Source organism: Brevibacterium ihuae (genome assembly GCF_900184225.1).
GTDB lineage: Bacteria > Actinomycetota > Actinomycetes > Actinomycetales > Brevibacteriaceae > Brevibacterium > Brevibacterium ihuae.
In genome coordinates this window covers 1,499,732-1,519,338 of the sequence record NZ_FXWZ01000003.1, presented here as the reverse complement: position 1 = coordinate 1,519,338, position 19,607 = coordinate 1,499,732, and the positions used below count along the sequence as shown (strand labels likewise).

The 19,607-nt window shown below is 71.8% G+C and carries 21 protein-coding genes and 3 tRNA genes; 11 read left to right on the top strand and 13 right to left on the bottom strand.

From position 1 onward, the window contains the following. The first annotated feature begins 34 nt into the window (after window positions 1-34). Complete coding sequence (locus tag C1A17_RS12110; protein ID WP_101653212.1) at window positions 35-1,822, top strand: thiamine pyrophosphate-dependent enzyme; 1,788 nt, start codon at window positions 35-37, stop codon at window positions 1,820-1,822. A 90-nt stretch (window positions 1,823-1,912) separates the two neighbouring features. After that, window positions 1,913-3,172: a M20 family metallo-hydrolase gene (locus C1A17_RS12105; protein WP_101653211.1), complete on the top strand. Its 1,260-nt coding sequence runs from the start codon at window positions 1,913-1,915 to the stop codon at window positions 3,170-3,172. Between the two features lie 128 nt (window positions 3,173-3,300). On the opposite strand, the gene C1A17_RS12100 is transcribed toward C1A17_RS12105, so the two are convergent. After that, window positions 3,301-4,659: an aspartate aminotransferase family protein gene (locus C1A17_RS12100; RefSeq protein ID WP_101653210.1), complete on the bottom strand. Its 1,359-nt coding sequence runs from the start codon at window positions 4,657-4,659 to the stop codon at window positions 3,301-3,303. Between the two features lie 128 nt (window positions 4,660-4,787). On the opposite strand from C1A17_RS12100, the gene C1A17_RS12095 reads away from it, so the two are divergent. Next, the gene (locus C1A17_RS12095) at window positions 4,788-5,411 is read left to right on the top strand and encodes a YigZ family protein (RefSeq protein ID WP_101653209.1); all 624 of its coding nucleotides are present in this window, start codon (window positions 4,788-4,790) and stop codon (window positions 5,409-5,411) included. Window positions 5,412-5,460: 49 nt separating this feature from the next. On the opposite strand, the gene ybaK is transcribed toward C1A17_RS12095, so the two are convergent. Together ybaK and C1A17_RS12085 are read right to left on the bottom strand one after the other, a co-directional pair. Then, entirely contained in the window at window positions 5,461-5,961 is a 501-nt protein-coding gene (gene ybaK / locus C1A17_RS12090; RefSeq protein WP_101653208.1) for a Cys-tRNA(Pro) deacylase, read from the bottom strand. A 200-nt stretch (window positions 5,962-6,161) separates the two neighbouring features. Continuing rightward, the gene (locus C1A17_RS12085) at window positions 6,162-6,512 is read right to left on the bottom strand and encodes a metallopeptidase family protein (protein WP_101653207.1); all 351 of its coding nucleotides are present in this window, start codon (window positions 6,510-6,512) and stop codon (window positions 6,162-6,164) included. 145 nt (window positions 6,513-6,657) lie between these two features. Here C1A17_RS12085 and C1A17_RS12080 point away from each other — a divergent pair. The 3 genes from C1A17_RS12080 to C1A17_RS12070 all read left to right on the top strand — a co-directional run bounded on the left by C1A17_RS12080 (window position 6,658) and on the right by C1A17_RS12070 (window position 6,990). Continuing rightward, window positions 6,658-6,730, top strand: a tRNA-Glu gene (locus C1A17_RS12080). Window positions 6,731-6,775: 45 nt separating this feature from the next. Continuing rightward, window positions 6,776-6,849, top strand: a tRNA-Asp gene (locus C1A17_RS12075). A 68-nt stretch (window positions 6,850-6,917) separates the two neighbouring features. Continuing rightward, window positions 6,918-6,990: transfer RNA gene (locus C1A17_RS12070), tRNA-Phe, on the top strand. 59 nt (window positions 6,991-7,049) lie between these two features. Here the strand turns inward: C1A17_RS12070 and C1A17_RS12065 are convergent. From C1A17_RS12065 to C1A17_RS12050, 4 genes are all read right to left on the bottom strand, one after another. Then, a complete protein-coding gene (locus tag C1A17_RS12065; RefSeq protein WP_180953358.1) occupies window positions 7,050-7,676 on the bottom strand; it encodes a 1-acyl-sn-glycerol-3-phosphate acyltransferase in 627 nt (208 codons plus the stop codon). Window positions 7,677-7,834: 158 nt separating this feature from the next. Then, a complete protein-coding gene (locus C1A17_RS12060) occupies window positions 7,835-8,122 on the bottom strand; it encodes a hypothetical protein (protein ID WP_101653206.1) in 288 nt (95 codons plus the stop codon). Window positions 8,123-8,249: 127 nt separating this feature from the next. Next, window positions 8,250-8,750, bottom strand: a complete 501-nt coding sequence (locus C1A17_RS12055; protein ID WP_101653205.1) for a hypothetical protein — start codon at window positions 8,748-8,750, stop codon at window positions 8,250-8,252. Window positions 8,751-8,758: 8 nt separating this feature from the next. Then, entirely contained in the window at window positions 8,759-9,586 is an 828-nt protein-coding gene (locus tag C1A17_RS12050; protein WP_101653204.1) for a DUF8083 family protein, read from the bottom strand. Here C1A17_RS12050 and C1A17_RS14840 point away from each other — a divergent pair. Then, the gene (locus C1A17_RS14840; RefSeq protein ID WP_425427307.1) at window positions 9,585-9,992 is read left to right on the top strand and encodes a DUF3073 domain-containing protein; all 408 of its coding nucleotides are present in this window, start codon (window positions 9,585-9,587) and stop codon (window positions 9,990-9,992) included. The genes C1A17_RS12050 and C1A17_RS14840 overlap by 2 nt on opposite strands. A gap of 63 nt (window positions 9,993-10,055) precedes the next feature. Here the strand turns inward: C1A17_RS14840 and purM are convergent, their stop codons facing one another. The 6 genes from purM to C1A17_RS12015 form a co-directional block, all read right to left on the bottom strand. Further along, window positions 10,056-11,159 carry a phosphoribosylformylglycinamidine cyclo-ligase gene (gene purM / locus C1A17_RS12040; protein ID WP_101653202.1) on the bottom strand — a complete coding sequence of 368 codons (1,104 nt, stop codon included), beginning with the start codon at window positions 11,157-11,159 and terminating at the stop codon, window positions 10,056-10,058. 1 nt (window position 11,160) lies between these two features. Next, window positions 11,161-12,648, bottom strand: a complete 1,488-nt coding sequence (gene purF, locus C1A17_RS12035) for an amidophosphoribosyltransferase (RefSeq protein ID WP_101653201.1) — start codon at window positions 12,646-12,648, stop codon at window positions 11,161-11,163. 4 nt (window positions 12,649-12,652) lie between these two features. Further along, window positions 12,653-13,198, bottom strand: coding sequence for a hypothetical protein (locus C1A17_RS12030; protein WP_180953325.1), 546 nt, complete (start codon window positions 13,196-13,198; stop codon window positions 12,653-12,655). 57 nt (window positions 13,199-13,255) lie between these two features. Beyond that, window positions 13,256-14,698, bottom strand: coding sequence for an aldehyde dehydrogenase family protein (locus C1A17_RS12025; RefSeq protein ID WP_101653199.1), 1,443 nt, complete (start codon window positions 14,696-14,698; stop codon window positions 13,256-13,258). A gap of 149 nt (window positions 14,699-14,847) precedes the next feature. Beyond that, window positions 14,848-15,246: a sterol carrier family protein gene (locus C1A17_RS12020; protein WP_101653198.1), complete on the bottom strand. Its 399-nt coding sequence runs from the start codon at window positions 15,244-15,246 to the stop codon at window positions 14,848-14,850. Next, complete coding sequence (locus tag C1A17_RS12015) at window positions 15,243-16,277, bottom strand: asparaginase (protein ID WP_101653197.1); 1,035 nt, start codon at window positions 16,275-16,277, stop codon at window positions 15,243-15,245. The genes C1A17_RS12020 and C1A17_RS12015 overlap by 4 nt, the downstream gene beginning before the upstream one ends. 53 nt (window positions 16,278-16,330) lie before the next feature. On the opposite strand from C1A17_RS12015, the gene purD reads away from it, so the two are divergent. The 4 genes from purD to purS all read left to right on the top strand — a co-directional run bounded on the left by purD (window position 16,331) and on the right by purS (window position 19,563). Beyond that, window positions 16,331-17,626, top strand: a complete 1,296-nt coding sequence (gene purD, locus C1A17_RS12010; RefSeq protein ID WP_101653196.1) for a phosphoribosylamine--glycine ligase — start codon at window positions 16,331-16,333, stop codon at window positions 17,624-17,626. Between the two features lie 49 nt (window positions 17,627-17,675). After that, complete coding sequence (locus C1A17_RS12005) at window positions 17,676-18,578, top strand: phosphoribosylaminoimidazolesuccinocarboxamide synthase (RefSeq protein WP_101653195.1); 903 nt, start codon at window positions 17,676-17,678, stop codon at window positions 18,576-18,578. Window positions 18,579-18,604: 26 nt separating this feature from the next. Beyond that, window positions 18,605-19,132, top strand: a complete 528-nt coding sequence (locus tag C1A17_RS12000; RefSeq protein WP_101653194.1) for an arsenate-mycothiol transferase ArsC — start codon at window positions 18,605-18,607, stop codon at window positions 19,130-19,132. 89 nt (window positions 19,133-19,221) lie between these two features. Beyond that, on the top strand, window positions 19,222-19,563 hold the full coding sequence (gene purS, locus C1A17_RS11995) for a phosphoribosylformylglycinamidine synthase subunit PurS (RefSeq protein WP_101653193.1): 342 nt from the start codon (window positions 19,222-19,224) through the stop codon (window positions 19,561-19,563). Window positions 19,564-19,607: the final 44 nt, after the last annotated feature.

Sequence of the window (19,607 nt, the reverse complement as noted above, 5' to 3'; positions counted from 1 at the left end):
ACCTTGGAAGCGTGTTCATGGTTAGAGTGAGGGCATGAGCGTCGACGCCGCATCCACCGATCCCGCAGCCCCCGCCCCCTCGCCCTCCGCAGGCACGGACTCCACCGCTCCCGCCACCGCGGGCACCGGCCCGTGCTCGGCGGGCCACCTCATCGTCCGCGAGCTCGAGGCCCACGGGGTCGAGAGGATCTACTGCGTCCCCGGCGAGTCGTACCTCGATGTGCTCGACGGGCTCCACGACTCCCCGATCCGCACCATCGTGTGCCGGCAGGAGGGCGGCGCCGGCTACATGGCGGTCGCCGAGGGCCGTCTCACCGGCCGACCGGGCATCGCGATGGTCACCCGCGGACCGGGCGCCTCGAACGTCATGGTCGCCATCCACAACGCCTACCAGGACGCCACTCCGCTCGTCGTCTTCGTCGGCCTCGTCCCCACCGAGGTGCGCGGCCGCGAGGCGTTCCAGGAGTTCGACCTCGCCGGGTGGTTCGGATCGACGGCGAAGAAGGTCCTCACGCTCGACGATCCCGGCTCCGCCGCCCGCATCGTCGCCGATGCCATGCACACCGCCGCTTCCGGGCGCCCCGGCCCGGTGATCGTCGGCCTGCCCGAGGACACCCAGCTCGTCGAGGTCGACGGCGCCGTCGTCCCCCCGCGCCCGGTGCCCGAACCCGGTCCGAGCCCCGCCGACCTCGCGGCGATCGACGCAGCGATCGCCGCAGCCCGGCGCCCGGTCCTCGTCACCGGGGGCGAGATGTGGGACGCGGACACCTCGGCGGCGGTCGCCGACTGGGCGGCCGACCGCGGCGTCGGGATCTTCGCCGACTTCCGGGCCTACGACGGGATCGACCACGCACACCCGCACTACCTCGGGGCGCTGGGGATCGGGTCCGCACCGGTGAGCCGCGAGGTCTTCGATGCGGCCGACCTCCACATCTTCCTCGGCTGCGCCCGCACCGACATCATGACGAACTCCTACGAGCTCGGCTGCTCCCCGGACACGACGATCGTCATCTCACGCGACCCCGGCGCACGCGGTCACTTCGGGCCGCTCGACCGGCTCATCGTGTCGACGACCCGGGCGTTCGGCGCCGCCGTCGCGGAATCCGCCGCGGCGGGCGCCGGAGCCGAGGCGGGTTCGGCATCCCCCGGCTCCGGGGCCGAGGCGCCCGCCTGGATCGCGGAGACCCGGGAGGCGTTCCTCAACTGGCGCGTCCCCCGGCCGCCGGCAGACTCCGCAGAGGCCGCCGAGGGCTCGGCGGGCGACGGCGAGCGCGAGTACGTCGACATGGACCTCGCATTCGGGTCGATCGCCGAGCAGCTGCCCGCGGACGCGATCATCGCCTACGGCGCCGGGAACCACACCGGCTGGGCGGCCCGGTTCCTCCCCGTCCATCGATTCCCGTCGGCCCTGGGACCGCGCAACGGCTCGATGGGGTTCGGCGTCCCGGCCACCGTCGCCGCCGCACTCGTCCACCCGGAGCGCACCGTGTTCTCCATCGCCGGCGACGGGTGCTTCATGATGAACGGCCAGGAGTTCTCCACCGCGGTGAACGAGGGCGCGAACCTCACGATCGTCATCAACGACAACTCCCGCTACGGCACGATCGTCGCCCACCAGGAGCGCGAGTACCCGGGCCGGCCCTCCGGCACGACGCTCGGCAACCCGGACTTCGCCGCGTGGGCCCGCTCGTTCGGCGGATTCGGCGTCCGGGTCGAGCGCACCGCGGACTTCGCCCAGGCCTTCGCCGAGGCCCTCGCCCATGACGGCCCGGCGATCGTCCACTGCATCACCGACCCGGACATCCGCACCAGCCGCCCCTGATCGTCCGCCGCCGCCCGCGGGGTCGCCCGTCGGCTCCGCGGCGGCGGCCGGTCCCACCCGGTCACCGCAGCCGATCCGAAGGAGTCAGCCATGCCCTACTCGCAGCTCACCGCCGACCAGCTCGATGCCGAGGTGCTCGCCGATTTCCGGGAGCTCTCCCGGTTCGGGGAGACGCCCCGCGGAGGCGTCGACCGCGAGGCGCTCACCGCTCCGGACGTCGAGCAGCGCGCGTGGCTCACGCGCTGGCTCACCGAGCGCGGCTTCACCGTCGAGTTCGACCGGGTCGGGAACCAGTTCGGCCTCTTCACCTGGACGCCGGGCGCACCGTACGTCATGCTCGGCTCGCACCTCGACTCGCAGCCGCTCGGCGGGAAGTTCGACGGCGCGTACGGGGTGCTCGCCGCCGCGCAGGCCGCCTGGCGCGTGGTGCGCCGGATCGAGGAGACCGGGGAGACGCCGCGGCACAACATCGCGGTCGTCAACTGGTTCAACGAGGAGGGGTCCCGGTTCCAGCCCTCGATGATGGGGTCGGGCGTCTACACCGGCAAGCTCGACGCCGACGCCGTCCTCAAGACCGTCGACCTCGCGGGGGTGAGCGTCGCCGAGGCGCTCGAAGCGGGCGGTTCGCTCGGCACCGGCGAGGGCCCCGAGGCCGCAGCCTACGCCGAGATCCACATCGAGCAGGGCCGGCACCTCGACGAGGAGGGGGTGACGATCGGGCTCGTCGAAGCGACATGGGCCGCGCAGAAGTACCACCTCATCGTCACCGGGGACCAGTCCCACACCGGCTCCACGGTGATCTCCGACCGGCACGACGCGCTGCTCGGCGCCTCGCACCTCGTCGTCGCCGCCCGCGAGCTCGCCGACCGGTTCGGCCCCGACATGCACACCTCGGTGGGGCAGATGGTCATCCTGCCGAACTCCCCGGTGGTCGTCGCCCGCGAGGTGCGCCTCCACCTCGACATGCGCTCCCCGGACGAGTCGCTCGTGGAGCAGGCCGACGCCCTGCTCCACGAGCGGATCGCGGAGATCGAGAAGCTCGCCGACGTCCGGATCGAGAAGGACACCGCGCACTCGTGGGGGCTGCTCCCCTACGATCCCCGCGGGGTCGAGCTCGCGCGCGAGGTGGCCGACGAGCTCGGGCTCAGCCACCGGCCGATGATGACGATCGCCGGCCACGATTCGACGAACGTCAAGGACGTCGTCCCCTCGGTCATGCTCTTCGTCCCGAGCGTCGACGGCATCTCCCACAACGAGGGCGAGTACACGACGGACGAGGACCTGTGCGCCGGCGTCCGGCTCTTCACCGGGGTCGCCGAGCGCCTCGTCGCAGGCCACCTCGACCGCTGACGACCCGACGGCAGGACGACCCCACGGCCCAGCGACCCGGCCCGGAGTTCCAGCCCGGAGCTTCCACCCCCGAGAGTGCAATTTCCGGCGGCTCCTGTGAACGGAACCGCCGGAAATCGCAATCCGAATCAGGAGTAGTCGGCTTCCGAGAGCACCTGCTCGAACACGTCGAGGCCGGCGTTGAGCTCGTCGGCGGAGATGTTGAGCGGCGGCACCACGTGGAGCCGGTGGAAGTTGTTGAACGGGATGACGCCCCCGGCCTTGATCTTCCCGACGATCTCGGTGACCTCGGGCGAGGCGCCGCCGTAGGGCGCGAGCGGCTCGCGGGTCTCCTTGTCGCGCACGAGCTCGAGCGCCCAGAACATCCCCACCCCGCGGGTCTCCCCCACATTCGGGAACTTCTCCGAGAACTCCTTGAGCCGCGGGCCCACGATCTCCGCGCCGAGCTTCGCGGCGTTCTCGATCATGTTCTCCTCGCGCATCGTCGTGATCGTCGCGACCGCGGCGGCGCAGGCGAGGGGATGGCCCGAGTACGTCAGACCGCCGGGGTACGGGCGGTCCGCGAAGGAGCCGTAGATCTCGTTGTTCATGATGACCCCGCCGAGCGGGACGTAGCCGGAGTTGACGCCCTTGGCGAAGGTGATGATGTCGGGCACGATGTCGTAGTGCTCGAAGGCGAACCATTTCCCCGCGCGCCCGAACCCGGACATCACCTCATCGGTGATGAACACGAGTCCGTACTCGTCGCACAGGCGCCGGACGCCCTGCATGTACTCCGGGGTGGGGATCATGATCCCCGAGGTGCCCGGGATCGATTCGAGAATGATCGCCGCGATCGTCTGCGGCCCCTCGAGCTGGATGGTCCGCTCGAGGTGCCGGAGCGCGCGCTCGGTCTCCTCCGCCTCGGTCGTCGCATCGAACTCGCTGCGGTAGAGGAACGGCCCGAAGAAGTGGACGACGCCCGAATCGCCGCGGTCGTTGGGGAACCGGCGGGGGTCGCCGGTGAGGTTGATCGCGGTCTGCGTCGCGCCGTGGTAGCTCCGGTAGCGGGCGAGCACCTTGTGCTTGCCGGTGTGCAGGCGCGCCATCCGCACCGCGTGCTCGTTCGCGTCCGCCCCGCCGTTGGTGAAGAACACATGGTCGAGGCCGGCCGGGGTGAGCTCGGTGATGAGGCGGGCGGCCTCGGACCGGGCGGCGTTGCCGTGGGCGGGGTTGATCGTGCAGATGAGGTCGGCCTGGTCCTTGATCGCCTGGACGATCGCCGGGTGCTGGTGTCCGATGTTCGTGTTGACGAGCTGCGACGAGAAGTCGAGGAAGCGCGCGCCCTCGCCGTCATACACGTAGGGACCGGCCGCACGGGACACGACCATGGGCGAGAGCTGGGCCTGCGCCGACCAGGAGTGGAAGACGTGCGCGCGGTCGAGCTCATAGGTGCGCTCGGCCTCGCGGCGGATGTCGGCGAGTTCGGCATCGGTGAAATCGGACATGAGCACCCTCTCCTCGGCGGGACGGCCCGGCTCCGCGAGACGCGCTGCGGCTCCGGTCGGGCAGTGTCGGCCGGCGGCATACCGGCCCTGCACTCATCGTAGGCCACCGCCCGGCTACAGTGGCGGGCATGGACGACGAGGGGTACGAGGAGCCGGTGGGTGAGAACACCGCAGAGATCGCGATCAAGCGCTCGCGCTTCATCGCCCGCGTCGCCCATGCCGCGACCGAGGACCGGGCCCGCGCGATCGTCGAGGAGCAGCGTACGACCCACCCGAAGGCTCGCCACCACTGCACGGCGTTCGTCCTCGGCCCCGACGGGCGCACCCAGCGGTTCTCCGACGACGGTGAGCCGGCCGGCACCGCAGGCGCCCCGATCCTCGAAGTCGTCACCGGTCACGGGCTGACGAACGTCGTCGCCGTGGTGACCCGGTACTTCGGCGGGACGAAGCTCGGCGCGGGCGGTCTGGTCCGCGCCTACGGCGCCGCCGCATCCGAGGCGCTCGCCGAGCTCGACACCGTGCGGCGCCATCTCGTCGTGCCGATCACCGCCGAGCTCGACTACGCCCGGGCAGCCCATGCCCAGCGGCTCGCGGAGCAGTCCGGGTGGACGGTTGCGGACAGCGATTGGGCGGAGACGGTGACCCATCGGTTCGCGGTCCCCGCCGCCGAGGTCGACGCATGCCTGGCGATGCTCGCGGACGTGTCCGCAGGGGAATGCGAGCCCGAGGTGGGCGAGGCGGAGTACCTGTAGCGCCACCGGGAGAGCTCCCGGTGCGGGGTGCACCGAGGCGCGCCGGGAATCAGTCGAGGTTGGCGATCTTGCCGATGCGGGCGTTGGTGAGCATGACGAGGTCGTCCGGACGGAGCTCGATCTCCATGCCGCGGCGCCCGGCGGAGACGAAAACCGTCTCGAAGTCGTGGGCGGTGCGGTCGACGATCACCGGGGAGGCGCTGCGCTGACCGAACGGGCTCACCCCGCCGGACACGTAGCCGGTGCGGCGCTCGGTCTCGGCGATGCCGGCGAGGTGCGCCTTCTTGCCGCCGACCACGGAAGCGAGTGCCTTGAGGTCGAGCTGCCCCGACACCGGGAGGAGCGCGACGACCGGCTCGGTGTCGACGAGGAGCATGAGGGTCTTGAGGATGCGGGCGGGGTCGGTGCCGAGCTGCTCGGCCGCCTCCGTCCCGTAGCGACGGACCGCCGGATCGTGGTCGAACTCGTGCACCGAGTACTCCACGCCGGCCAGATTGAGCACTCGAAGCGCCGGGGTCGCCGAGCTGTGTATGCGGGCCGCAATCGACATCAGTGGCTGTTGCCTCCTACTCGTGCTCGTGCTGTCGTGCGCATCCGAACCGCGCTGTTCGGTCGAACGAGGCGGTCGGAATACCCCGCTACTCTAGGATACGGGCCGAGGTCGGAGCCAATCCGTTCCCGCCGGGACCCGCGTGAGGCCCCCGCGGCACGCCACCTCGGCCGCCCGGCACCTCTCGCCTCCTGCGCCCCTCAGCCCCAGCCGAGCTCGTGCAGCCGATCGTCGTCGATGCCGTAGTGGTGGGCGATCTCGTGGATGATCGTGATCCGGATCTCGTCAGCCAGGTGCTCCTCGTCGCGAGCGAAATCGATGAGCGGATTCTTGAACAGGACGATCGTGTCCGGCGGCACGAACCCCCAGGACCCGTCGCGCTCGGTCAGCGGGATGCCGTCGTAGACGCCGAGCAGATCCGGGGTCTCCGGCGGAGGGTCGTCGTGGACGAACAGGGCGACGTTGTCCATGAAGTCCTCGACCCCCGGCGGGAGATCCGCCATCGCCGCGTCGACGAGCGCGTCGAACCGGGCGTCATCGATCCTCTCCATCCTGCCAGTCTACGAACCCCTCCTGCCTCGGACCCGCCAGGTGACGCACCTCACGCCCCGGCAGTGCCCAGCGGTTTGCGGAGCGCGAATCGTCTGGGGTAATCTGACTGAGGTTCAAACGCCGTGTGAACGGCGGGGCAGCTGGGCCCCCATCGTCTAGTGGCCTAGGACACCGCCCTTTCACGGCGGCGACACGGGTTCGAATCCCGTTGGGGGTACGTGTACGATAGGGCGGATCCCCGAAGAGCACGACAAATGAATATGGCCCTGTGGCGCAGTTGGTTAGCGCGCCGCCCTGTCACGGCGGAGGTCGCGGGTTCGAGTCCCGTCAGGGTCGCGGAGCACGAAGGCTCTTCTGTTTCAGAAGGGCCTTCGCTCTTCGGTGCGGTACGATGGACTGCATTCGGCTCTGTAGCTCAGTTGGTAGAGCGTTCGACTGAAAATCGAAAGGTCACCGGATCGACGCCGGTCGGAGCCACCGAGCGAAACAGCAGAATCCCGCGGTTCCTGAGAACGGAACCGCGGGATTCTGCATTCTCAACGCTGTTGCGACGGCGGTGTCGGCTCATCCTCGTGCGGGGGCAGGGACGCGGGCCGACCTTCCCCGGAGAGCCGCGGCTCGGTCCGCAGCTCCGGCTTCATCCCGGCCTTGTCGGCGTAGAAGGCGCGGATCCGGTCCATGTCGGCCGCCATGTCCCCGCTCAGCCGGATCGTCGGTCCGAGTCCCGTCGTGCGGGTGCGCACATCGATGAATCCGAGCGTCACCGGCAGACCGGTCGCCATCGCGATCCGATAGAAGCCGCTGCGCCAGCCGTCGCCGGAGCGCGTGCCCTCGGGCGTGACGACGAGGGAGAAGTCGCGCTCGGTGCGCGCCCGCTCGATGACGGCCTCGATGAGTCCGGCCGGGTTGGACCGGTCCACCGGCACCCCGCCGAGCAGCCGCATGAGCGGCCCGCCGACACCGCGGAAGAGCTCCTGCTTGCCGAGCCAGCGGACCCGCAGGCGCGCGTCCCACGCGATCGCGAGCATGTGGACGAAGTCCCAGTTCGAGGTGTGCGGGGCACCGAGGAGGATCCGCGACCCCGTCACCGGCGGGTCCTCGCGGACGAAGCGATACGAGGTCGCGCTCCACCAGCAGCGGGCAAGGGCGCGGCGCACGGGCATCCGCGGGAGGCGGGCGCGGGCGCCCTCACTGTTCGTCACGCTTCCCAGGCTATCCCCTCCGACGCCCCGCGGCGGCACGGCGGTGAGATTGCGAAATCCTGCGGATCCGTTCTCAGGAACCGCAGGATTTTGCAATGGGCGCTGGGAGAGGGGCGGGGTCAGCCGACCGGGTCCTCCGGCAGCGGGGTCTCGGTGAGGAGGGTGCCGGATTCGTCTGCGGCCCGCTGCGGATCCGTGAGGGGGTCCTCGGCGTCGAGCAGCTCCGGCTCGTCGGAGCTGCCGGCGACGGGCTGCCCGTCACGGCCGTCGAGCGGCTCGGGGGATTCGGCGTCACCGGGGTCGGCGGCGAGCTCCTCCTCACGCTCGGGAGCGAACTCCTCAGCGGCGCTCTGCTCGGCCTCGATCTGCTCGGGGGTCCCGCCGGGAGCGGTCGGATCGGTCGTCATGGTGAGGTCCTTCCTCGGGGAATCGGGTCCCACCCACTCTATGACCGCAAGGTCACCTGCGGAACCGGCTGCCGGAGGCGAGCGCGGACCCGGCTACGATGACCGCGAGGACGCGACCGCACCCGGTCTACCGCCGCCGGTCCTCCTCCCACGTGTACGATCCGTCGTCGAGGCGGTGGACGAGGACCGGGATCTCGGGATCGAGCACGAGCCGGTACCCGCCGGCCCGCGCCCGACGGTCGGCCTCGTCCCGCTCCCACGCGTCCGGCAGCTGCACCCCGGTGCTCCGATCGAGAGGCAGTCGGCGCACGATCCGATCGCGCACCCGCTTGGGCAGCACCGGCGGGCTCTTCCAGCCCATGGTCGTCCGCACGGTCCGTCCGCCTTCGTCGAACCGGAGCGTGAGATGGATGCCCCGCGGATCATCGTCGTTCCACGTGCGGGCGAACCGCTTCCAGCTGTGCTCGATGAGCGCGGATTCGATGACGCCGGGTGCGGTCGACCGTACCCGCGAGCGCGGCACGCTCCGTCGGCGCATGACGGTCATGAAGCCGAGCACGACGACGATGACCACGAGCACGATGAGGACGGGGACGAAGACGCCGAACGTCCCGGGAGCGTTCGCCATCGCCGCTCCTAGCTGCTCCGGGAGTACAGGCCGAGCATCTCCCACATCCGGGTGTACCGGTTGAAGGCCGCGCGCGCCCCGTCGACGTCGTCGGCGTCGAGGCTGTCGACCCAGTCGGCGACGAGCTCGGCACCGGTGTCCGGCCACAGCACCTCGCTCATCCCGCCCATGTCGAGCTCGAGGACCGAGTTGACGTCGAAGCCGTCGAGCCACTCGGAGAACATCTCCGTCGACTCGACGACGCTCGTCAGCCGCGACTTCTCCCTGATGACCTCGAGCGCCCAGTCGACCCGGGCCGAGGCGGTGACGATCGGGGTGCGGATCCGGATCCGGAACCCCTCCTCGTCGCCGTCCTCGACGTCGTCGCTGATGACCCGGTCCCGCTGCGGGTCGAGCGCGAGCCACCACACGGGCGACACGTCCCAGGCCGAGGTGCGGGTGAACACCCGGGTGTCCGGGTCGTCCTGCATCCACTCGACCCGGTGGGCCGCCGCCCGCCGACGGGCGGCCTTGGGGACGACGAGGTCGAGCTCGCGGCGCGTGCTGTTCTCCGCGAGCGCCTCGAGCGCATGCCAGGACCGGATGTCGTCCTGCACCGGACACACCCGGTCGAACTCGTCGCCGCCGTCGGCCGCGGGCATGAAGATCGGGGTCCCCCGGTACGAGTCGGCGACCGGATCCGGCGGGATGCTGATGAGGCGCGTGTCGGCGTCGGCTGCGACGAGCCCGGCGATCGTCTCCCGGTTCTCCGACACCGGGTAGTCGGCGAGCTCCGGGTGCACCACGAGGGGCTCGAACACCCGCAGCAGGATCTCGAAATCACGCTGATAGGCCATGGTCCAACCCTATGTGAGAACGGGCCGGTCGGACCGCGCGCACCCGCTCTCAGCCTGTCCACATGAGTGTCCGAGAAATGGCACATCCTATCCCGACCGGGTAGGATTCCCCGGGAGAGATGACAACCACGATGCCGGGACCGCGCTCCGCCGCGACCTGGACCGACGACAGAGGGGGTCGACGCCTGTGGGTCGCGGCCGCGCTAAGGCGAAGCAGATCAAGGTTGCCCGAAAGCTCAAGTACTACAGCCCGGACACCGATCTGAGCGCATTGCAGAAGGAACTCGGAGCCACGTCCTCATCCGACGGCGGCGGCTCCGGCGACGCCTACGACGAGGAACCCGATTACTCCGAGTACGCCGACAAGTACAACGACATCGACGACGAGGATCCCGGCCGCGGCTGACGCGAGCATCCGGCTTCCGGCCCCGCCCCTGCGGCGGGGCCGTCGTCATTCACGGCACCGGCCTCAGTCGCGGAGGATCGCGGCACCGCCGTCGACCCCCTTGGCCCCCTGCACGTAGTACTCGTCCCCTGCGAGAGCCCGGTCGTCCGCGCTCACCTCGCCGAGCACCCACGCCCCGTCGACGCCTGAGAGCACGGCGTCGACCGCGTCCGGGGCGACCACGAGCACCATGCCGACGCCGAGGTTCCACGTCCGCTCGCGATCGATGCGCGGGACCCCGCCGAGGTCGCCGAGCACGTCGAACACCGCCGGCACCGTCCAGGTCGAGCGGCGCATCGTGGCGAGCAGCCCCTGCGGGAGTACGCGGGCGACGTTCGCCGACAGCCCGCCGCCGGTGACGTGCGACATCGCGTGCACGGCCTCGGGCTGCGCGGCGAGGAGCCCGAGCAGCGGGCCGGAGTACACGGTGGTCGGGACGAGGATCTCCTCGCCGAGCGTCCGACCGAACTCCGGCACCTCGCGCTCGAGGGTCCAGCCCGAGTCGGCGATGATCCGCCGGACGAGCGAGTAGCCGTTGGAATGGAGGCCCGAGGACGGCAGGCCGACGAGCACGTCGCCCGCCTCGACCCGGTGGGCGCCGAGGACGCGGGACGCCTCGACGACCCCGGTGGCCGCGCCGGCGACATCGTACTCGTCGACCCCGAGCAGACCGGGGTGCTCGGCCGTCTCGCCGCCGACGAGCGCGACCCCGGCCGAGGCGCACGCCTCGGCGATGCCGCGCACGATGTCGGCGATCCGCTCCGGAACCACCCGGCCGCAGGCGATGTAGTCGGTCATGATGAGCGGCGTCGCGCCGCACACGACGATGTCGTCGACGACCATGCCGACGAGGTCGAAGCCGATGGTGTGGTGGATGTCGAGCGCCTGCGCGATCGCGACCTTGGTCCCCACCCCGTCGGTCGAGGTGGCGAGCTGCGGGCGCTCGTAGTCTTTGAGCATCGAGACGTCGAACAGCCCGGCGAAGCCGCCGAAGTCCCCGACGACGTTCGGGCCGTGGGTGGCCGCCACCGCGGACTTCATGAGCTCGACCGCCCGGTCGCCGGCCTCGACGTCGACGCCGGCGGAGGCATAGGTCGTGCCCTGGGCGGGTGTGGCGTCCTGCGTCATCTCAGCAGCTCCTCTCCACGGCGGTCGCATCCGCCGGGATCCTGATCGGGTACTCGCCGGAGAAGCACGCGGTGCACAGCTCGCGGCGCTCCTGCTGGGTCGCGAAGATCATCCCGTCGAGCGAGATGTAGCCGAGCGAATCGGCTCCGAGCGACTGGCAGATCTCGTCCGTGGACAGGCCGTTCGCGATGAGCTCGGCCCGGGTGGCGAAGTCGATGCCGTAGAAGCACGGCCATTTCACCGGCGGGGAGGAGATGCGGATGTGGATCTCGCGCGCACCGGCCTCGCGGAGCATGCGGACGAGCGCGCGCTGGGTGTTGCCCCGCACGATCGAGTCGTCGACGACGACGAGCCGCTTGCCCTCGATGTTCTCGCGCAGCGGGTTGAGCTTGAGGCGGATGCCGAGCTGGCGGATCGTCTGCGAGGGCTGGATGAAGGTCCGTCCCACGTACGCGTTCTTCATCAGGCCCTGGCCGAACGGGATGCCTGACTCCTCGGCGTAGCCGACCGCTGCCGGGGTGCCGGATTCCGGGGTCGCGATGACCATGTCGGCGTCGACCGGGTACTCGCGGGCGAGCACGCGGCCCATCTCCGTCCGGGCGGCGTGGACGGTCTTGCCGGCGAGGATGCTGTCGGGCCGTGCGAGGTAGACGTACTCGAACACGCAGCGCGCAGGCTCCGGCTCGGCGAACGTGTAGGAGCGCAGTCCGTCCTCGTCGATCGCGATGAGCTCACCGGGTTCGACGGCGCGGACGAAGGAGGCGCCGACGATGTCGAGCGCCGCGGTCTCGCTCGCGACGACCCAGCCGCGCTCGAGGCGGCCGAGCGCGAGCGGGCGGACGCCGTGACGGTCGCGGGCGGCGTAGAGCGTGTGCTCGTCCATGAAGACGAGGCTGAAGGCGCCCTCGAGCCGGGGGAACAGGTCGAGAGCGACCTCGGTGAGGTTCTCCCCCTCCCCGGAGGCGAGGAGCTCGGTGATGAGCGAGGTGTCGTTCGACGAATCGCGGTGGCTGCGCGTGCGGTTGCTCTTGCGCGTCGCCTGCTTGACCGTCTCCTGCCGCTCCTCCTGCCGGGTGTCGGCGAGCTCCTGGAGCTCGAGGAAGTTGGTGAGATTGCCGTTGTGGCCGAGCGCCACGGTGCCGAAGCGGGTGGGTCCGAGCGTCGGCTGCGCGTTCTCCCACGTCGAGGAGCCGGTGGTCGAGTACCGGGTGTGGCCGACCGCCATGTGTCCGGGCAGCGTCTCGAGGTCGTTCTCGTCGAACACCTGGGACACGAGCCCCATGTCCCGGTAGACGATGATCTGCTCGCCGTTGCTCGCGGCGATGCCGGCGGATTCCTGGCCCCGGTGCTGCAGGGCGTAGAGGCCGTAGTAGACGAGTTTGGACACCTCCTCGCCCGGTGCCCAGACCCCGAACACGCCGCATTCGTCCTGCGGCTTCTTGTCCCCTGGGTCGATCTCGTGAGTCAGCTGTCCATCTGCGCGTGCCACGCCGTCATTCTTCCACAGTGCGCGGCCCGGCGGGTCCGCGCCCGGACTCCGGATCCGAGGCGTCCGCGATGTCGGACCGCTCGTCCGCTCCCGCAACAGGGCCGGTTCCCGGGTGCCGGGCGGGCGCCTCGGCGGCGGGATCCCCGGCGGGGGCAGGGTCCGCGCCACGAGCGGGGTCCGCACCGGCGGCGGTTGCGGATGCGTCCGGGGCCGGTCGCGCGGAGCGGCTGCGCGCCTGCTCGTACTCGGCCCCGACCTGGTAGGTGCGGGCGCGCTTGAGACTGCGTCGATCGATGACGAGGGCGACGATCGCCCCGAGGAAGCCGCCGACGATCCCGACGACGACCATGAGCATCCAGACGACGGACCCCCGCGTCACCTGCGTGGAGAGCGCGCTCGTGTCGACGGGCAGCAGGCTGAGGACGAGTCCGACCGTCATGCCGAGGACGACGCCGACGATGATGAACGCCGAATACCGCGGACTCCGCCGCACCGAGACGTCGATGGTGTCCTTCATGTGCTCCCCCGGGCCGCTGTCGTGTGCGCCCATCAGTCTAGTTCACCGGGAGCGGCGGTCCCGGACACCGCCCGCCGGGCCCGGCCCGCCTCAGAGCTTGATGACGACGGTCTTCGTCTGGGTGTATTCGTCGAAGGCCTCGATCGACTTCTCCCGGCCGTAGCCGGACTTCTTGAACCCGCCGAAGGGCAGCTCGACGCCGCCGCCGGCGCCGTAGGTGTTGACGAACACCTGGCCGGCCTCGATCTCCGCGGCCATCCGGTGGGCCCGGCCGACGTCCTTCGTCCACACCGCCGACACGAGGCCGTAGTCCGTGCCGTTCGCCAGCGCGACGGCCTGGTCGTCGTCGGTGAACTCGGTCGCGACGACGACGGGGCCGAACACCTCCTCGCGGGCGATCTCCGCGGCCGGGTCGACGTCGTCGACGATGGTCGGGGAGAAGAAGGCTCCGCCGGCCAGGTCCTCGCCGAGCCCCTCGGGCGCACTGCCCCCGGTGACGATCTCGCCGCCGCTCAGCCGCTCGAAGAACCCGGCCACCCGCTCCTGCTGCCGGGCGGACACGAGCGGGCCGAGCATCGGGTCGTCGACCCCGCGGCCGATCGTGACCTGCGCGAACTCCGCGGCCATCTTGTCGACGACCTCGGCGTGGACGTCGCGGTGGACGAGGAGGCGCGCCCCGGCCGAGCACGTCTGCCCGGCGTTCTGCAGGATCGAGCGCACGAGGCTCGGGATCGCCGCGTCGACGTCGGCGTCGGCGAACACGATGTTCGCGGACTTCCCGCCGAGCTCGAGGACGGTCGGCACCACGCGCTCGGCGGCCGCATGGGCGATGAGCGATCCGGTCGCGGTCGAGCCGACGAAGCCGAGGTGGGCCACCCCGTCGTGGGCGGCGAGGGCGGCTCCGGCCTCGGACCCCAGGCCGGTGACGACGTTGAAGGCGCCGTGCGGCAGTCCCGCCCGGGCGATGAGCTCGGCGAGCCGCACGGTGGTGCGCGGGGTCTCGTCGGCGGGCTTGGCCACCGCGCAGTTGCCGGTGGCGAGCGAGGTCGCCGCCGCGCGCCCGATGAGCTGGAGCGGATAGTTCCACGCGACGATGTGCCCCGTCACGCCGTACGGCTCGCGGCGGGTGTAGGCGTGCATCCCCGGGTCGAAGGGGATCGTCTGCCCGGAGTACGACTCGATCGCATGCCCGTAGAACTCGAAGTAGCGCGCGCAGGTGTCGGCGTCGGCATACGCCTGGGTGAGGGGCTTGCCGGTGTCCTCGGTCTCGAGGCGGGCGAGCGTCTCACGGTCCTCGCGGACGAGCCGGGCGACCTCGACGAGGAGCCGCGAGCGCTGCTCCGGAGAGGACGTGCGCCATTCACGCTGCGCCCGGGCCGCCGCCGTGACCGCCCGGTCGACGTCCTCGGCGGTGCCGCGGGAGACCGCTCCGAGGGACCGGCCGGTGGCCGGGTCGATGTTGTCGTAGGTGTCCGGGGCCGGCACGTGGCGGCCGTCGATGAACAAGGACGTCGGGGCGGTCTGCGCAGTCATGGAGCCCATTGTCCTCGCGCACGTGCTCGCGGGGCAACGACCCGCCGCATCGCGGACGCCGGGCTGGAGCCGCAGGGCGGGGCGGGCGGTGCCGCTCGGCCGGGGCCGCAGGGCGGGAAGGGCGGTGCCGCCGGACCGGACCCGACTCCTCAGGCCTCGAACAGCTCCGCGGAGTCGAACAGCGGGGTCGCCTGTCCGAGATCGGCGCGCGTGCCCGAGGCGGCGATCCGGCCGGCGGAGAGCGCCTCGGCGAACGGGGTCTCCCCCACCGCCACTGCGAGCCACGTCTCCGGGTCGGTCTCGACGACGTTCGGCGGGGTGCCGCGGGTGTGCCGCGGACCCGCGATGCACTGCGTGACGCCGAACGGCGGGATCCGCACCTCGACGGAATTGCCCTCATTGCGCGTCGCGAGCTCCTCGAGGGTGAAGCGCACCGCGGTGGCCACGGTGGCGCGCGGGGCCGGAGCGGCCCCGGTGCGCCGGGCCTGGACCCAGGCGACGAGCGCCTCGTGCCCGGCGGTCGGATCGATGCGGCGCCGGATGCTCATGCGCGGCCCAGCTGCTCGCCTGCGGCCACGAGCGCGGCCGAGGAGCGCATCGCGCCGACGACGGCCGGGGTCCCGTCGCCGGCCACGCCGCCGGTCACCCGCTCGTCGAGCTCGGCGAGCACCGGGACGACCTGCTCGGCGGGCAGCGCTCCGGCCGCCGCGAGGAGCTCGAGCGCGACGAGGGTGGTGGGTCGGCTCGACCCGTCGAGACACTTGACGGCGACGGCCGGGCCGCCGGGAGTGGCCATGACCATGACACCCTCGGCACCGAACTTCGCGAGGATGCCGAGCTTCTCGATGACGACGGTGTTCGGCCTGCCGCGGCCCTCGATCGCCCACGGATGGGCGAGGATCGCGTCGCGCAGGGTGCGGGCCGCTTCGGTCGAGCCCGCGGCGAGCCGGCCGATCCCCCGTGCGAGCCGGGTGAGCGACATCGCGTGGACCGGCGCCCCGCAGCCGTCGATCCCGACGAAGTCCGAGGGCGCTCCGCAGAACTCCTCGACCGTCCGGGAGACCTGCCGCTGCACCGCGGAGTCCGGGTCGAGATAAGCCGCGGTGTCGTGGCCGCCGAGCTCCTGCGCCATGAGGAATGTCGCGTGCTTGCCCGAGCAGTTGAAGTGGAGCGGGGACATCATCGTGCCCTCCATCCGGGTGCGCATCCGGTTGCCGCGGTCGGCCGGAGCGACGGACGGGCACTGCAGGTCCGCCGGTCCCAGCCCCACGGACTCGAGCATCCGGGAGACGACCTCGACGTGCTCCTCCGACGCCCGGTGGGAGGCGGTGGCGAGCACGAGGGATTCGTCGGCCAGCGGCACCCCCATCTCGAGGCACGCGAGCGCCTGGAGCGGCTTGAGCGCGGAGCGGGTGAGCACCGGCGCCGAGGCGTCCCCGAGCTCGATGAGCACGGCGCCGTCGGGGTCGACGAGGACGGCCGATCCGAGGTGTCGGGACTCGACGAAGCCGGAGCGCTCGATGACGGCGAGTTCGACGGCGGCGTCGGCGGTGAAGGTCTGCAGCGTCTGTGGACTCATGGGTCCACACTATCGGGGCACCCGGGCGGCGGCCGCCGTATTAGGCTGGGAGCGTGAAGGTTCTCGTCATCGGGCCCGGAGCCCGCGAACATGCCCTGGCCGCCGCGCTCTCCCGCGATCCGCAGGTCGATGCGGTCATCGCCGCGCCGGGGAATCCCGGGATCGGGATGCTGTGCGAGACCCGGCCGCTCGACGCCACGGATCCCCGCGCGGCGGTCGCGCTCGCCGAGGAGCTCGACGTCGACCTCGTCGTCGTCGGGCCGGAGGCGCCGCTCGTCGCCGGGGTCGCCGACGCGCTGCGCGCAGCGTCGTTCGCGGTGTTCGGCCCCGGCCAGGAGGCCGCCGCCCTCGAGGGCTCGAAAGCCTATGCGAAGGACGTCATGGACGCCGCCGGTGTGCCCACCGCCGCAGCGGTCGCCGCCACCACCGCGGCGGAGGCGGCCGCCGCGCTCGACCGGTTCGGCGCCCCGCACGTCGTCAAGGCCGACGGTCTCGCCGCCGGCAAGGGCGTCGTCGTCACCGAGGACCGCGCCGCGGCCCTCGCCCATGCCGAATCCTGCCTGAGCGTATCCGACCGGGTCGTCGTCGAGGACCACCTGTCCGGTCCCGAGGTGTCCCTGTTCGTGCTGTGCGACGGCACCACCGCGGTCCCGCTCGAGCCCGCCCAGGACTTCAAGCGCATCCACGACGGCGACGCGGGTCCGAACACCGGGGGGATGGGCGCGTACTCGCCGCTCCCCTGGGCCCCGCCGGGCATGGTCGACGAGATCGTCGCCCGGGTCGCCCAGCCCGTCGTCGACGAGATGGCCCGCCGCGGTGCGCCCTTCATCGGCCTGCTGTACTGCGGCCTCGCCCTCACCCCGCAGGGTCTCCAGGTCATCGAGTTCAACGTCCGGTTCGGCGACCCGGAGACCCAGTCCGTGCTCGCCCGCCTCGAATCCCCACTGGCCCAGACCCTCCTCGCCGCCGCCGAGGGCCGACTCGCCGAGTTCGGTCCGCTCGCCTGGTCCCCGGACGCCGCAGTCACCGTGGTGATGGCCGCGGAGGGCTATCCCGAGGCGCCCCGCACCGGCGACCCGATCGCCGGGCTCGAGGAGGCCGCCGCCCTGCCGGGCGTCATGGTCCTCCACGCCGGCGCCGCGACCTCGGTCGAGGGCGAGATCGTCACCGCCGGCGGGCGGGTGCTCTCCGTCGTCGCCACCGGAGCGGATCTCGCCGCCGCCCGCGAGCGGGCCTACGAGGCCGTCGGCCTCATCTCGTGGGAGGGCGAGCAGCACCGCTCCGACATCGCGCGCGCCGCCGCGGCCGGCGAGGTCGCCGTCCCCGGCACCGCCGCGGACCCCTCCTGACACCCCGGCGCCCGGATCCCCGGGCCGCCCCCGACCCGAAGGAACAGCCATGATCGACACCCCGCAGTACGACCTCCCCGGCTGGACCCACGTGTACTCCGGGAAGGTGCGCGACCTCTACGTGCCGTCCGAGGTCGGCACCCTCGAGGGCGCCGACCGCGTCCTCATGGTCGCCTCCGACCGGATCTCCGCCTACGACCACGTGCTCCGCTCGGAGATCCCCGACAAGGGCGTCGTCCTCACCGGTCTCACCCTGTGGTGGTTCGACCAGCTCTCCGACGTCATCGGCAACCACGTGACCTCGACCGAGGTGCCGGCGGCGGTGGCCGGCCGCGGCATGGTGTGCCGCCCGCTCGACATGTTCCCCATCGAATGCGTGGCCCGCGGCTACCTCACCGGCTCCGGGCTCGCCGACTACCGGCGCACCGGCGCGGTGTGCGGCGTGAAGCTGCCTGCCGGGCTCGGGGAGTCCGACAAGCTCGAGCCGGCGATCTTCACCCCGGCGACGAAGGCGCAGATCGGCGATCACGACGAGAACATCAGCTTCGAGCGGGCCGCGGAGATCGTCGGCGCCGACGACGCGGAGGAGCTCCGCGACGTCACGCTCCGGATCTACACACGGGCCGAGGAGATCGCCCGCGAGCGCGGCATCATCCTCGCCGACACGAAGTTCGAGTTCGGGCGCGACCGGACCGGCACGATCCTCCTCGCCGACGAAGTCCTCACCCCGGACTCGTCCCGGTTCTGGGACGCCGCGGCGTACGCCCCCGGCCGCTCCCAGCCGAGCTTCGACAAGCAGTTCGTCCGCGACTGGCTGACCTCCGAGGCCTCCGGCTGGGACATGGACTCCGCGGAGGAGCCGCCGGAGCTGCCCGCCGAGATCATCGAGCGGACGCGCGCCCGCTACGTCGAGGCCTTCGAGCGCATCACCGGCGAGACCTTCCCGCTCTGAGCGGCGCCGCGACGGGAATCGAACCGATGGCGGAGCAGGACGGAGCGGCCGGGCCGCCGACGACGGTGATGTTCGTGTGCACGGGCAACACGTGCCGCTCCCCCTTCGCCGAGCGCCTCGCCGCCCACCTCGACCCGGGCACCCGCTACACGAGCACCGGCACCCACCTGCTCGCCGACCTCGGCATCGACCCGCCGATGGCCGCGTGCCTGAACCGGCTCGGCGCCCGGACCGACGACTTCTCGAGCACGCAGCTCGATGCGGCGGGGATCGACGACGCCGATCTCATCGTGTGCCTCACCCGGTCCCACCGCGACCACGTCGTCACGACGTGGCCCGAGGCCGCCGGGCGCACCGTGGTGCTCCGGCCCTACGCCCGGCTCGTCGAGACCGGCCGGGTGCGGGCGTGGGATCCGCCGTCCGCCGACGTCGCCGCACCCTCCGCCGGGCACCTCGACGACATCGCCGACCCCTACCGCCTCGGGCGCGACGAGGCCGAGCGCGCCGCTGCGGAGATCGAGGCCGCGCTCCGCACCGTGCTCGGGACGGGATGACCGCCCGGCGTTGGTAGACTCGGCGGTGTCCGGCGCGCGCGGCGCGCCCCGCCGCCGTCCGCGGCATCACGCGATCTGCAAGGAGCACCATGGGACGTGTCGTCGTCGAAGTCATGCCGAAGCCGGAGATCCTCGATCCCCAGGGCAAGGCGATCTCCTCGGGCCTCGATCGTCTGGGGCTCACCGGGTTCACCGATGTCCGGCAGGGCAAGCGGTTCGAGCTCACCGTCGACGGGGCCGTCACCGCGGACGTGCTCGCCCAGGTGAAGGAGGCCGCTTCGACGCTCCTGTCGAACCCGGTCATCGAGGACGTCGTCGCCGTCACCGAAGTCCCCGACGCCCCGACCCCGAGCCACCCCCGCACTCCCGTGGGCGCCGCCTCGGACTCCGTCGCCGAGGCGAACGACGACGCCGGGGCCGGTGCCCGGTGAGCGGCGACCGCACCCGCTACACCGCCGGCGGTCCGCTCATCGGA